This window comes from Streptomyces sp. NBC_01294, from assembly GCF_035917235.1.
GTDB lineage: Bacteria > Actinomycetota > Actinomycetes > Streptomycetales > Streptomycetaceae > Streptomyces > Streptomyces caledonius.
In genome coordinates this window covers 5,514,898-5,527,792 of the sequence record NZ_CP108423.1, presented here as the reverse complement: position 1 = coordinate 5,527,792, position 12,895 = coordinate 5,514,898, and the positions used below count along the sequence as shown (strand labels likewise).

12 protein-coding genes are annotated in these 12,895 nt (G+C 72.8%); 2 read left to right on the top strand and 10 right to left on the bottom strand.

Going from position 1 to position 12,895, the window contains the following annotated elements:
* Nucleotides 1-143: 143 nt before the first annotated feature.
* The 7 genes from OG534_RS24895 to hrcA all read right to left on the bottom strand — a co-directional run bounded on the left by OG534_RS24895 (nucleotide 144) and on the right by hrcA (nucleotide 6,991).
* Nucleotides 144-1,238, bottom strand: a complete 1,095-nt coding sequence (locus OG534_RS24895) for a carbohydrate kinase family protein (protein WP_326590849.1) — start codon at nucleotides 1,236-1,238, stop codon at nucleotides 144-146.
* Between the two features lie 166 nt (nucleotides 1,239-1,404).
* The gene (locus OG534_RS24890; protein ID WP_326590848.1) at nucleotides 1,405-2,310 is read right to left on the bottom strand and encodes a ribonuclease Z; all 906 of its coding nucleotides are present in this window, start codon (nucleotides 2,308-2,310) and stop codon (nucleotides 1,405-1,407) included.
* Nucleotides 2,311-2,313: 3 nt separating this feature from the next.
* Entirely contained in the window at nucleotides 2,314-2,673 is a 360-nt protein-coding gene (locus OG534_RS24885; RefSeq protein WP_326590847.1) for a histidine triad nucleotide-binding protein, read from the bottom strand.
* A 173-nt stretch (nucleotides 2,674-2,846) separates the two neighbouring features.
* Nucleotides 2,847-3,590: a 16S rRNA (uracil(1498)-N(3))-methyltransferase gene (locus OG534_RS24880; RefSeq protein ID WP_326590844.1), complete on the bottom strand. Its 744-nt coding sequence runs from the start codon at nucleotides 3,588-3,590 to the stop codon at nucleotides 2,847-2,849.
* Entirely contained in the window at nucleotides 3,587-4,678 is a 1,092-nt protein-coding gene (locus tag OG534_RS24875; RefSeq protein WP_326590842.1) for a nitronate monooxygenase, read from the bottom strand. Before OG534_RS24875 ends, OG534_RS24880 begins: the two co-directional genes overlap by 4 nt.
* Nucleotides 4,679-4,834: 156 nt before the next feature.
* The gene (dnaJ, locus tag OG534_RS24870; protein WP_190182426.1) at nucleotides 4,835-5,974 is read right to left on the bottom strand and encodes a molecular chaperone DnaJ; all 1,140 of its coding nucleotides are present in this window, start codon (nucleotides 5,972-5,974) and stop codon (nucleotides 4,835-4,837) included.
* The gene (gene hrcA / locus OG534_RS24865; RefSeq protein WP_326590840.1) at nucleotides 5,975-6,991 is read right to left on the bottom strand and encodes a heat-inducible transcriptional repressor HrcA; all 1,017 of its coding nucleotides are present in this window, start codon (nucleotides 6,989-6,991) and stop codon (nucleotides 5,975-5,977) included.
* 136 nt (nucleotides 6,992-7,127) lie between these two features.
* On the opposite strand from hrcA, the gene OG534_RS24860 reads away from it, so the two are divergent.
* Both OG534_RS24860 and OG534_RS24855 read left to right on the top strand, forming a co-directional pair.
* Complete coding sequence (locus OG534_RS24860) at nucleotides 7,128-7,853, top strand: MBL fold metallo-hydrolase (protein WP_326590838.1); 726 nt, start codon at nucleotides 7,128-7,130, stop codon at nucleotides 7,851-7,853.
* 28 nt (nucleotides 7,854-7,881) lie between these two features.
* Nucleotides 7,882-8,685, top strand: coding sequence for a DUF3097 domain-containing protein (locus OG534_RS24855; protein WP_326590836.1), 804 nt, complete (start codon nucleotides 7,882-7,884; stop codon nucleotides 8,683-8,685).
* Nucleotide 8,686: 1 nt separating this feature from the next.
* Here the strand turns inward: OG534_RS24855 and OG534_RS24850 are convergent, their stop codons facing one another.
* The 3 genes from OG534_RS24850 to OG534_RS24840 form a co-directional block, all read right to left on the bottom strand.
* The gene (locus OG534_RS24850) at nucleotides 8,687-9,217 is read right to left on the bottom strand and encodes a Uma2 family endonuclease (RefSeq protein WP_326590834.1); all 531 of its coding nucleotides are present in this window, start codon (nucleotides 9,215-9,217) and stop codon (nucleotides 8,687-8,689) included.
* Between the two features lie 124 nt (nucleotides 9,218-9,341).
* On the bottom strand, nucleotides 9,342-10,574 hold the full coding sequence (gene hemW, locus OG534_RS24845; protein WP_326590832.1) for a radical SAM family heme chaperone HemW: 1,233 nt from the start codon (nucleotides 10,572-10,574) through the stop codon (nucleotides 9,342-9,344).
* A 358-nt stretch (nucleotides 10,575-10,932) separates the two neighbouring features.
* Complete coding sequence (locus OG534_RS24840) at nucleotides 10,933-12,825, bottom strand: AMP-dependent synthetase/ligase (protein WP_326590831.1); 1,893 nt, start codon at nucleotides 12,823-12,825, stop codon at nucleotides 10,933-10,935.
* Nucleotides 12,826-12,895 lie beyond the last annotated feature (70 nt).

Below are 12,895 nucleotides of genomic sequence, written 5' to 3'. Positions count from 1 at the left end.
ACTGTGGCCTGCGCATACCTCCCGCTGAGGGGCCGCGCCGATCGACGACCTCCGGAGTACCAAGCGTACGTCGCCGCCGCGGCTTCCCCGAGAGGTTTTACCGGCCGCCCGCGGACCCTCGCGTTCCGGGCCCCGGGCACGCCCTACGCCGAGTGCCGGAAGCCGATCGTCGGCACGGCCCTGCGCCGGGCCGCCGGGCCGGCAGCAGGCGGGATGAGGTCGTCCAGGAAGCCGTAGCGGCCGCGCAGGGCCTCCGGGGCGGCCCGCCACCAGTGGGCCACCTCGGGCCAGCCGGGGGCCGACAGGGAGCCGCCGAACTCCTGGACCGACAGGGCCGCCGTCAGCCCGGCGAAGGCGAGGCGGTCGGCGAGCGGCCAGCCCGCCAGGGTGCCGGTGACGAAGCCCGCCACGTACACGTCCCCCGCGCCCGTGGGGTCCAGCTCGTCCACCGTGATCCCGGGGACGTGGGCCGTCTCCCCGGTGCGCCCGTCCACCGCGTACGAGCCCTCCGCGCCCATCGTGACCACCGCGATCGGCACCTTCTCCGCCAGCGCCCGGGCCGCCGCCCGCGGACAGTCGGTGCGGGTGTACCGCATGGCCTCGCCCGCGTTCGGCAGGAAGGCCTCGCAGTGCTCCAGGTCGGCCAAGGCCCCCAGGTCCCACCGGCCGCTCTCGTCCCACCCCACGTCCGCGAAGATCCGCGAGCCGCGCCGGGCGGCCTCGCCGATCCACTCCTCGCCGCGGCCGGGCCCCAGCGCGGCCACGGCCGCACGGGCTCTCGGCGGGCACTGCGGGAAGGGCCCGGGGCCCGCCGGCGGAGGGGCCTCGTGGCCGTGCGAGACCATCGTGCGCTCGCCCTCGTAGGCCATCGAGACGGTGACGGGGCTGTGCCAGCCGCGGACGGTGCGCGACATGGACAGGTCGATGCCCTCGCCCTGCTCAAGGGCGTCCCAGCAGTACTCGCCGTAGTGGTCGTCCCCGAAGGCCGCGGCCAGCGAGGTGCGCAGACCGAGCCGGGCCAGGGCGGTGGCCATGTTGGCCACGCCGCCGGGGCTGGAGCCCATGCCGCGGGCCCAGGACTCCGTACCGCGCACCGGAGCCGAGTCGAGGCCGGTGAAGATGATGTCGAGGAAGACCGTTCCGGTCAGGAAGACGTCACAGCCCGGCTCCTCGGGGTCGCGCACGGGACCGAGCGGGTCCACCGCTGCCGCGCGGCTGTCGAAGTCCCTACTGGTCACGGTGTACTCCCCGGGGTGCTCGAAGGGCCGTTTCGCTGGAAAGCTGCCAGTCCTGCCCGACCGGGCCAGAACCAAAACCCAGTGTGGCGCAGATCACCTACCCGTCCAGTCGTGCCGCGGTCGAGGCACGGGGGCCGGCGCGGGGAGCCCCGGCACCGCGTCCGGCTCAGCCCCGCTTGGGCAGCGGCACCCGCACCAGGTCGGCGGCCACCGTCAGCTCCCCCTCGAAGCCCGCCGCACGCGCCTGGCGCTCGAACTCGGAGGGGTCCGTGTAGCGCTGCGAGAAGTGCGTCAGCACCAGGTGCCGTACGCCCGCGTCCCGCGCGACCCGCGCCGCCTGGCCGGCGGTGAGGTGTCCGTGGTCGGTGGCCAGCCGTTCGTCCTCGTCGAGGAAGGTCGACTCGATCACCAGCAGGTCGCAGCCCTCGGCGAGCGCGTCCACGCCGGGGCAGAGCCGGGTGTCCATGACGAAGGCGAACCGCTGTCCGGGCCTGTGCTCGCTGACGTCGTCCAGGGTGACGCCGCCGAGCTGCCCCTCGCGCTGGATCCGGCCGACGTCGGGTCCCTTGATCCCGTGGTGGGCGAGCAGCTCCGGCACCATGCGGCGCCCGTCGGGCTCGGTGATCCGGTAGCCGAAGGACTCGACCGGGTGCGAGAGCAGCCGGGCCTCCAGGACGTACGAGGCCCCGCGCGCCAGCGGCCCGTCCGCGGCCACCGGCTCCTCGTGGAGCGGGACGCTCTCGCGGTAGGCCGTGGCGTAGCGCAGCCGGTCGAAGAACTTCTGCCCCGAGGCCGGGTAGTGCGCGGTGACGGGGTGCGGGACCTGGTCGAGGTTGATCCGCTGGATCACCCCGGCGAGGCCGAGGCTGTGGTCACCGTGGAAGTGGGTGATACAGATCCGGTTGATGTCGTGCGCGGCCACCCCGGCACGCAGCATCTGGCGCTGGGTGCCCTCGCCCGGGTCGAAGAGGATGCCCTCGCCGTCCCAGCGCAGCAGGTAGCCGTTGTGGTTGCGGTGGCGGGTGGGCACCTGGCTGGCCGTGCCCAGCACCACGAACTCTCGTACGGACACGTGCTATCCCGGGGGCCACTGGAGGCCGCGGCCGCCCAGGACGTGCGCGTGGGCGTGCCAGACGGTCTGCCCGGCGCCGGAGCCGGTGTTGAAGACGATCCGGTAGCCGTGGTCGTCGATCTTCTCGTCGGCGGCGACCTGGGCGGCCTCGCGCAGTATGTCCGCGGCGACGCCCGGCTCGGCGGCGGCGAGGGAGGCCGCGTCGGGGTAGTGCACCTTGGGAATGACGAGCACGTGCGTGGGCGCCTGCGGGTTGATGTCCCGGAAGGCGACCGTGGTCTCGGTCTCCCGGACCACGGTCGCGGGGATGTGCCCCTCGACGATCTTGCAGAACAGGCAGTCGGCCTGCGGTTCCCCGGCCATTGCTGAGCCTCCCGTGACGTTGATCGGTCCGGGCATCGTATCCAGCCCCGCGCCGCCCCGGGGGGCGGGCGATCAACGACGGCCGGTCAACGGCGGCCGGTCAACGGCGGCCGGTCAACGCCGCCCGGTCGACAGCGGCCGATCAGCGACGGCCGTTCATCAGCGGCCGGCCGTCAGGCCCAGCGCCCGGTGCGGGCCAGCAGGACCGCCGTGGCCGCGGTGCCGGCCGTGGAGGTCCGCAGGACGGAGCGGCCCAGGCGGTAGGGGTGGGCCCCCGCCTCGGCGAAGACCGCCAGCTCCTCCGGGGAGACGCCCCCTTCCGGGCCGACCACCAGGACGACGGAGCCGGTGGCGGGCAGCTCGGCCGTGGCCAGCGCCCCGGAGGGGGTGTCGCGGTCCTCGTGGAGGACCATCGCCAGGTCGGCGCCCGCCAGCAGCGCCGCCACCTGCTTGGTGGACATGGCCTCGGCCACCTCCGGGAAGCGCACCCGGCGGGACTGCTTGCCCGCCTCCCGGGCCGTGGCCCGCCACTTGGCCAGGGACTTGGCCCCGCGGTCGCCGCGCCACTGCGTGATGCAGCGCGAGGCCTGCCAGGGCACGATCGCGTCCACGCCGGTCTCGGTCATCGTCTCGACGGCCAGCTCGCCGCGGTCTCCCTTGGGCAGGGCCTGGACGACGGTGATGCGGACCGGCGGCTCCGGCTCCCGCCCCGCCGAGGACACCGCCACGACGAGCCGGTCCTTGCCCTCCGCCGCCTTGACGACCGCCTCCGCCCAGCCGCCCCGGCCGTCCGTCAGGACCACCGCCTCGCCCGGGTTCAGCCGCTTCACGGACACCGCGTGCCGGCCCTCCGGGCCGTCCAGGACGAACTCCGCTCCCGCGGGGACCTCTTCGACCACGAACACCGGGGCCGTCATGACGCACTCCTCATCTGCCTTGCCTTCAACGTGCTCTGTGCCTCGGCCAGTTCGGCCGCCAGCACCTCCACCAGCTCCCCCGCCGGCAGCGCACGCGCGAGCCGGTGCCCCTGCCCCGCCCACAGGGCCATGCCCTGCGGGTCCCCGGCCGCGGCGGCCGCCTTGCGCAGCCCCGAGGTCAGGTGGTGGACCTGCGGGTACGCGGCCGGGGCGTACGGCCCGTGCTCCCGCATGAAGCGGTTCACCAGCCCCCGCGCCGGCCGCCCGGAAAAGGCCCGGGTCAGTTCCGTGCGGACGAACAGCGGGTCCGTCAGCGCCTTCTTGTGCACCGGGTGCGCGCCCGACTCCGGGCAGGCCAGGAAGGCCGTCCCGAGCTGCGCCGCCTCGGCGCCCGCCGCCAGCAGCGCCGCGATCTGCGAGCCCCGCATGAGGCCGCCCGCCGCGATGATCGGGAGCGCCACCGCCTCCCGTACCTGGGCCACCAGCGCGAGGAGCCCCACGCCCGCCGTGCCGTCGGCCTGGGGGTCGTCCCGGTGGGTGCCCTGGTGGCCGCCGGCCTCGACGCCCTGGACGCAGACGGCGTCGGCGCCCGCCTGCTGGGCGGACCAGGCCTCCTCGACGGAGGTGACCGTGACGACGGTGTACGTACCGGCCTTGCGCAGGGCCGCGAGGGCCGCGGAGGAGGGGCAGCCGAAGGTGAACGAGACGACCGGGACCGGGTCTTCGAGGAGGATGGCGAGCTTGGCGTCGTAGCCGTCGTCGCTGGTGCCGATGATGTCCTCCTCGGCGAGCGAGATCTCGTACCAGCTGGCCTCGCCGGCGAGCTGCCCGCGGTACGCCTCCACGGCGGCCGGGTCGACGTAGCCGGTCTGCGGCATGAAGAGGTTGACCCCGAAGCGGCGCCGGGTGAGCGCGCGCACCTGCTTGATCTCCTGGTACATCCCGTCGGCGGTCTTGTAGCCGCCCGCCAGGAAGCCCAGTCCGCCCGCCTCGCACACGGCGGCGGCGAGCGGCGGACAGGAGGCGCCGCCCGCCATGGGAGCCTGCACGATCGGGTACGGGGAGGGACCGTTCGGCGCGGAGGACATGGACTGCATCGTGCCACGTCCCAAGCGGGGGGCCGAATCATGGCATTCGCCTGGCATAGTCCGCTTCTCGGCCGGCCTTCGGCCCGCGCCCGGCTCATGCGACGAGCCCGGCCGGGGAATCCCCTGGCCGGGCTCGTGCGGGTGGTCGCCGGTCGGTCAGCGACCGTTGAACGCGTCCTTCAGACGGCTGAACAACCCCTGCTGACCCGGCGCGAACTGGCCCATCGGCCGCTCCTCGCCGCGCAGCTTCGCCAGCTGGCGCAGCAGGTCCTCCTGCTGCGCGTCCAGCTTGCCCGGGGTGGTGACCTCGACGTGCACGATCAGGTCGCCGCGCCCGCCGCCGCGCAGGTGCGTGACGCCGCGCCCGTGCAGCGGAATCGCCTGGCCGGACCCGGTGCCGGGCCGGATGTCGATCTCCTCCAGGCCGTCCAGCGTCTCCAGCGGGCACTTGGTGCCCAGCGCGGCCGCCGTCATCGGGATGGTGACCGTGCAGTGCAGGTCGTCACCCCGCCGCTGGAAGGTCGGGTGCGCCAGCTCGTGGATCTCCACGTACAGGTCGCCGGCGGGGCCGCCGCCGGGGCCGACCTCGCCCTCGCCCGCGAGCTGGATCCGGGTGCCGTTCTCGACACCGGCCGGGATCTTGACCGTGAGGCTGCGACGGGAGCGGACCCGGCCGTCGCCCGCGCACTCGGGGCACGGGGTCGGGACCACGGTGCCGAAGCCCTGGCACTGCGGGCAGGGGCGCGAGGTCATGACCTGGCCCAGGAAGGACCGGGTGACCTGCGAGACCTCACCGCGGCCACGGCACATGTCACACGTCTGCGCCGAGGTGCCGGGGGCGGCACCCTCGCCGGAGCAGGTGGTGCAGACGACGGCCGTGTCGACCTGGATGTCCTTGGTCGTCCCGAAGGCCGCCTCGTCCAGTTCCAGGTCGAGGCGGATCATGGCGTCCTGGCCGCGGCGGGTCCGCGAGCGCGGGCCGCGCTGCGAGGCCTGGCCGAAGAAGGCGTCCATGATGTCGGAGAAGTTGCCGAAGCCGCCCGCCCCGAATCCGCCCGCGCCGCCGCCACCGCCGGACGAGGACAGCGGGTCGCCGCCGAGGTCGTAGACCTGCTTCTTCTGCGGGTCCGAGAGCACCTCGTAAGCCGCGTTGATCTCCTTGAAGCGCTCCTGCGTCTTCGGGTCCGGATTCACATCCGGGTGGAGTTCACGCGCGAGGCGACGGAAGGCCTTCTTGATCTCGTCCTGCGATGCGTCGCGGCGCACGCCGAGAACGGCGTAGTAGTCCGTGGCCACTTACGACTCCGCCAGGATCTGTCCGACGTAACGTGCCACTGCGCGTACCGCTCCCATCGTTCCGGGGTAATCCATGCGGGTCGGTCCGACCACGCCGAGCTTGGCGACGGTTTCGCCGCCCGAACCGTAACCGACCGAGACGACGGACGTGGAGTTCAGTCCCTCGTAGGCATTCTCATGCCCGATCCGTACGGCCATTCCCGACTCGTTGGCCTCGCCCAGCAGCTTGAGGAGCACGACCTGCTCCTCGAGTGCTTCGAGCACCGGCCTGATCGTCAGGGGAAAATCGTGTCCGAAGCGGGTGAGATTGGCGGTGCCGCCGATCATCAGCCGCTCTTCGGCTTCCTCGACCAGGGTTTCGAGGAGCGTCGAGAGCACCGTGGAGACGGTGCCGCGGTCCTCGGCCTCGAAGGATTCGGGCAGGTCCTGGACGAGCGGGGGTACATCGGTGAAGCGCCGGCCGACGACCCGGCTGTTGAGCCGGGCCCGCAGGTCGGCCAGCGAGGTCTCGCCGAAGGGACCCGGGCAGTCGATGAGCCGCTGCTCGACGCGTCCGGTGTCCGTGATCAGTACGAGCATCAGGCGCGCGGGAGCGAGCGAGAGCAGCTCCACGTGCCGGACGGTCGACCGGGTCAGGCTCGGGTACTGGACCACCGCGACCTGCCGGGTGAGCTGCGCGAGCAGCCGCACCGTGCGGCCGACGACGTCGTCGAGGTCGACGGCGCCGTCGAGGAAGTTCTGGATGGCCCGGCGCTCGGGCGACGACAGCGGTTTGACCCCCGCCAGCTTGTCGACGAAGAGCCGGTAGCCCTTGTCGGTGGGGATCCGGCCGGCACTGGTGTGGGGCTGGGCGATGTAGCCCTCGTCCTCCAGCACGGCCATGTCGTTGCGCACGGTGGCGGGCGAGACGCCGAGCCGGTGCCGCTCGGTGAGCGCCTTGGAACCGACCGGCTCCTCCGTCCCGACGTAGTCCTGGACGATGGCGCGCAGCACTTCGAGTCTGCGTTCGCTGAGCATCGCGCGCACACCTCCAGCTGGTCCGTTGCCGTGTTCGTTGGCACTCAGGTCGTTCGAGTGCCAGAGATCCCCCGCTCAGTGTACGGCCGGGTAGTAAGACCCTGGCAAGGGAGGCCCGCCAGGGTAGCGTCGCGGCATGGACGTGCGTTGGGAAGAGGCGGGCTGGGAACGGCTGACCGGACGGGCCGGCCGGCGGCGGCTGCCGGTGTGGGACTGCACCGTGGGGCTGGTGGTGGGCGAGGACTCGGTCCTTCTGATCGACCCCGGGTCGTGCCTGCGCGAGGGCGCCGAGGTGCGGGCCGAGGCGGAGCGGCTGACGGGCCGGCACGTGACCCATATCGCATTCACGCACGGCCATTTCGATCATGTCCTGGGCGGGGCCGCCTTCTCCGGGGCCGAGGTGTTCGGGGCGGTCGGGCTGGACTCGCTGCTGGCGGCGGAACGCGAGGAGCTGCGCGAGGACGCGGTCCGGCAGGGGCTCGCGGAGGCGGAGGCGGCGGAGGCGGTGGACCTGCTGGTGCTGCCCCGGCACGCGGTGTCGGGCGAGTGGACGCTGGAACTGGGCGGGCTGCAGGTGCTGCTGGCCAACGTGGGGCCCGGGCACAGCGGGCACGACCTGGCCGTCTTCGTACCGGGCGAGCGCGAGGTGGTCTTCTGCGGGGACCTGGTCGAGGAGTCGGGCGAGCCCATGGCGGGCCCGGACGCCATGCCCGGGCAGTGGCCCGCCGCCCTGGACCGGCTGCTGTCGCTGGGCGGTGACGACGCGCTGTACGTGCCGGGTCACGGAGCGGTGGTCCGGGCGGACTTCGTGCGTGCGCAACGCGCCACACTGGCAGCCCGTTTCGGCGTGTCGGAGGCGTGACCCGCCCGGCTCTCCTACTGTCGGCCGGATGCGCGAGTACTCCCCCGACCTGACCCCCCAGTGGAAGCGACCCAAGGCCGTGCCGGAGGTGGCGGCGGAACCCGACCTGGTGGTCGAGGTGGCGGGTACGGACTTCTGCGGCGCGGTGGTGGCCTGCGAGGCGGGCACGGTGACCCTGGAGGACCGCTTCGGCAAGCGGCGGGTGTTCCCGATGGAGCCGCGGGGGTTCCTGCTGGAGGGCGCGGTGGTCACCCTGGTCCGCCCGCCCCGGGGCCCGTCGGCGCCCGCCCGTACGGCCTCGGGGTCGATCGCCGTTCCGGGTGCCCGGGCGCGGGTGGCCCGGGCGGGGCGGATCTACGTCGAGGGCCGGCACGACGCGGAGCTGGTGGAGCGGGTCTGGGGCGACGACCTGCGCATCGAGGGCGTGGTGGTGGAGTACCTGGAGGGCATCGACGACCTCCCGGCCGTCGTGGCGGAGTTCGCGCCGGCCCCCGACGCCCGCCTGGGGATCCTGGTGGACCACCTGGTGCCCGGCTCGAAGGAGTCCCGTATCGCGGCGTCGGTGACCTCCGCGGACGTCCTGATCGTGGGCCACCCGTACGTGGACGTCTGGCAGGCGGTGAAGCCGTCCGCGCTGGGCATCGCTGCGTGGCCGGTGGTCCCCCGCGGCCAGGACTGGAAGACGGGCGTCTGCCGGGCCCTGGGCTGGCCGGAGAACACGGGCGCCGCCTGGCAGCACATCCTGTCCCGCGTGACGTCCTACAAGGACCTGGAGCCGACGCTCCTGGGCCGCGTCGAGGAGCTGATCGACTTCGTGACGGCACCTGTCTGAGCTACGGCAGGGTGCCGAACTCCGCGGTGTCGAGCGTGACACCGAGGACGTCGAGCGGGACCGGTTCACCGAACTTGCTGGTCCGCTCGGTCCGGTAGTCGGCTTCGTCTCCGGCGCCGAAGGGTTCGGTCAGCACCACGCACTTGGCCTGGAAGGGGTCGATGATCAAATAGGTGGGGATGCCGCCCGCCGCGTAGATGGAGCGCTTCGTCACGTGGTCGCGCAGCTTGCTGGTCTTGGAGACGACCTCAACCACCATCGCCAGAGCTGAGGCGGGCACCAAACGGCCCGACTCAGGCGCTGCCTCGGTCGGCAGGACCACGAGGTCCGGCTGCGGCTCGGACGACTCCGCCGGAATGTCCACGTCCTGCGTCTGGAGCGGGTACCAGCATCCGACCGGGATCTGCCGCTGGACGAACAGGACGATCAGGTTGTGGACCACGTCGGGCCCCGCCATCATCACGATTTCCCCCCTGAGGAGCTCAACCTTGACCCCCTCGGGAGCCTCGAAGCTCTCGAAGTACTCGGTCATCCGGCGATCGTCCACAGCGGTCATCTCCGTGCCCTCCACTTCTGCCGCCGGGTATGCGACAGAAGGCTACGAACAGGCTAGGCCGCGCCTGCGCTCATTCGCAGCGATTCACTCCGTGGAGTGATCAGTCCACCAGGTCCCGGACCACGGCGTCGGCCAGCAGCCGCCCCCGCAGGGTCAGGACGGCCCGCCCGGCCTCGTACGGCGCGGCGTCCAGCAGCCCGTCGGCGAGGGCCTTGCGGGAGGCGGCGAGCCCGGCCGGGGCGAGCAGGGACAGCGGGACGCCGTCCACGAGCCGCAGCTCCAGCAGGATCCGCTCCACCCGCCGGTCCTCCTGCGACAGGAGCTCCCGCCCGGCGCCGGGCGAGCGCCCCTCCGCGAGCGCGGCGGCGTACGCGCCGGGGTGCTTCACGTTCCACCAGCGCACCCCGCCCACGTGCGAGTGCGCGCCCGGGCCGGCGCCCCACCAGTCGGCGCCGCGCCAGTACAGCTCGTTGTGCAGGCAGCGCCCGGCCTCGGTGGTGGCCCAGTTCGACACCTCGTACCAGTGGTACCCGGCCTCGGCCATGACCTCGTCGGCGATCAGGTACCGGTCGGCGTGCACGTCGTCGTCGGTCATCGGGACCTCGCCCCGGCGGATCCGCCGCGCCAGCTGCGTGCCCTCCTCCACGATCAGCGCGTAGGCGCTGATGTGGTCCGGCCCGGCCCCCAGCGCCGCCGAGAGCGACGCACGCCAGTCGTCGTCCGACTCCCCCGGGGTGCCGTAGATCAGGTCGAGGTTGACGTGCTCGAACCCCGCCGCCCGCGCCTCCGCGACGCACGCCTCGGGGCGGCCCGGCGTGTGGGTGCGGTCCAGCACCTTCAGGACGTGCTGCTTCGCGCTCTGCATGCCGAAGGAGATCCGGTTGAAGCCGCCGGCGCGCAGCTCGGCCAGGTACTGCGGGCCGACCGACTCCGGATTGGCTTCCGTCGTGATCTCGGCATCCTCGGCCAGGCCGAATTCGTCCCGGATCGCCGCGAGCATCCGGACGAGGTCCCCGGCGGGCAGCAGCGTCGGCGTACCGCCGCCCACGAACACCGTCCGCACGGCCCTCGGGTCGTCGCCGAGCACCTTGCGGGCGAGGCGGACCTCGTCGATCAGGGTGTCGGCGTAGTTCTCCCGGGAGGCGAGCACGCCTCCGGTGCCCCGCAGCTCGGTGGCCGTGTAGGTGTTGAAGTCGCAGTACCCGCAGCGCGTGGCGCAGTACGGGACGTGCAGGTAGAACCCGAGCGGCCGCTCCCCCGCCCCTTCCAGGGCATGCGACGGCAGCGAGCCGTCTTCGGGCATGGGTTCACCGTCGGGCAGTGCGGAAGGCATACCCCCATCATCCCGCACGAACCCAGCCCCACGAACGCCGATCCGGCCCCGCCTGCGTTTGAGGCGCGACATCCGTGACGGAGCCCCGGCAATTCCAGCCCCGCCGGCGTTTGAAGCGCGGGGTCCGGGGCGGAGCCCCGCTCTCTCAGCCCCGCCGACGCTTGAGGCGCGACATCCGTGACGGAGCCCCGGCAATTCCAGCCCCGCCGGCGTTTGAGGCGCGGGGTCCGGGGCGGAGCCCCGGGAAGCGGCCCGCAGGGAGGCACGGCCCGCCGGCCCCACCACCGGGGCCCGCCCGGGAGGGGCGGGGTGTGCGGGGCGGCCCAGCCGCCCCGCCCCGCCAAGCCCGCGGCAAGCGCTACGCCTCGCGCGACCCCTCGTACATCTCCTCGATCAGGTGCTTGAACTCACGCTCGACCACCGGCCGCTTCAGCTTCAGGCTGGGCGTCAGGTCGCCGTGCTCGACGTCCAGGTCACGCGGCAGCAGCCGGAACTTCTTGACCGTCTGCCAGCGCTGGAGGCCCTCGTTCAGGGTCTGTACGTACGTCTCGATCAGGCGGGTGGTCTCCGGCGCCGCCAGGACCTCCCCGTACGTCTTGCCCTCCAGCCCGTGGTCCGCCGCCCAGCCGAGGATCGACGGCTCGTCGAGGGCGATCAGGGCCGAGCAGAAGTTCCGGTCGGCGCCGTGCACGACGATGGTCGACACGTACGGGCAGATCGCCTTGAACTGGCCCTCGATCTCCGCCGGGGCGACGTACTTGCCGCCCGAGGTCTTGATCAGGTCCTTCTTGCGGTCGGTGATGCGCAGGTAGCCGTCGGCCGAGAGCTCGCCGATGTCGCCCGTGTGCAGCCAGCCGTCCGACTCCAGGACCTCGGCGGTCTTCTCGGGCTGCCCGTGGTAGCCCTGCATGATGCCGGGACCGCGCAGCAGGACCTCGCCGTCGTCGGCGATGCGGACCTCGGTGCCGGGGAGCGGCTTGCCGACGGTGCCGGTGCGGTAGGCCTCGCCCGGGTTGACGAAGGAGGCCGCGCTGGACTCCGTCAGGCCGTAGCCCTCGAGGATGTGGATGCCCGCGCCGGAGAAGAAGTAGCCGATGTCGGGCGCCAGGGCGGAGGCGCCGGAGACGGCGGCCCGCAGCTTGCCGCCGAAGGCATCGCGGAGCTTGGAGAAGACGAGCGCGTCGGCGATCTTGTGCTTGGTGGTGAGGCCGAAGGGGGCGCTCGCCTGGCCGGTGCGGCGGAAGTTGTCCTGCGTGACCTTGGCGTACTCGCGGGCGACGCCGACCGACCACTGGAAGATCTTGTACTTGGCGCCGCCGGCGACACGCGCCTTGGCGGCCACACCGTTGTAGACCTTCTCGAAGATGCGCGGAACGGCGGCCATGTACGTCGGCTGCACGATCGGCAGGTTCTCGATGATCTTGTCGATCCGGCCGTCGACCGCGGTCACGTGCCCGGCCTCGATCTGCCCGGAGGTCAGCACCTTGCCGAAGACGTGGGCCAGCGGCAGCCACAGGTACTGGACGTCCTCCTTGCCGATCAGACCGGTGGCGACCATGGCCTTGGCCAGGTACGACCAGTTGTCGTGCAGCAGCCGGACGCCCTTGGGGCGGCCGGTCGTGCCGGAGGTGTAGATGAGGGTGGCGAGCTGGTCGGCGGTGATCCCCGCGATCCGCTCCTTCACCGCCTCGGGGTGCTTGGCGAGGTACTCCCTGCCGCGCGCCTCCAGATCGGCGAGCGAGAGCACCCAGCCCTCGGGGTCGCCCTCGGCGGCGACCGCGTCGGCGGCCTCAAGGACCACGACGTGGGCGAGCTTCGGCAGGTCGGCGCGGCGCTCGCGCGCCTTCGCCAGCTGCTTCGCGTCCTCGGCGATGAGCACCCGGCTCTCGGAGTCCGCGAGGATGAACGCCGATTCGTCCGCGTTGGTGCTGGGGTAGACGGTGGTGACCGCGCCGCCGGCGCACATCACGCCGAGGTCGGAGAGGATCCACTCGACGCGGGTGTTGGAGGCGAGCGCGACGCGCTCCTCCGTCTGGATGCCGAGGCTGATCAGCCCGGCGGCGATGGCGAAGACGCGCTCGGCCGCCTGGCCCCAGCTGAGCGACTTCCAGTCGTCGGCGGCGCCCGGGCCGCCGGTCGAGGGCACCGGGAACCGGTAGGCCTCGTCGTTCGGCGTCGCTGCGACGCGCTCAAGGAAGAGCACCGCCACGCTGGGCGGGCGGTTCTCGAGATAGGTCTGTGTGTCGCTCACGACATCCTCCGGACCGATCCACGCGGCAGTGCGTGGGCGTGGGGCGCTTGGGGGGCGCTTGGGACTGGCG

Bases quoted from the DNA above. Each gene is read 5' to 3' on its own strand.
- OG534_RS24880 (WP_326590844.1), bottom strand. From the start codon at position 3,590: ATGACGGCCCCGGTGTTCGTGGTCGAAGAGGTCCCCGCGGGAGCGGAG.
- OG534_RS24855 (WP_326590836.1), top strand. From the start codon at position 7,882: ATGCGCGAGTACTCCCCCGACCTGACCCCCCAGTGGAAGCGACCCAAG.
- OG534_RS24875 (WP_326590842.1), bottom strand. From the start codon at position 4,678: ATGTCCTCCGCGCCGAACGGTCCCTCCCCGTACCCGATCGTGCAGGCT.
- hemW (WP_326590832.1), bottom strand. From the start codon at position 10,574: ATGCCTTCCGCACTGCCCGACGGTGAACCCATGCCCGAAGACGGCTCG.
- OG534_RS24885 (WP_326590847.1), bottom strand. From the start codon at position 2,673: ATGGCCGGGGAACCGCAGGCCGACTGCCTGTTCTGCAAGATCGTCGAG.
- OG534_RS24860 (WP_326590838.1), top strand. From the start codon at position 7,128: ATGGACGTGCGTTGGGAAGAGGCGGGCTGGGAACGGCTGACCGGACGG.
- OG534_RS24850 (WP_326590834.1), bottom strand. From the start codon at position 9,217: ATGACCGAGTACTTCGAGAGCTTCGAGGCTCCCGAGGGGGTCAAGGTT.
- hrcA (WP_326590840.1), bottom strand. From the start codon at position 6,991: ATGCTCAGCGAACGCAGACTCGAAGTGCTGCGCGCCATCGTCCAGGAC.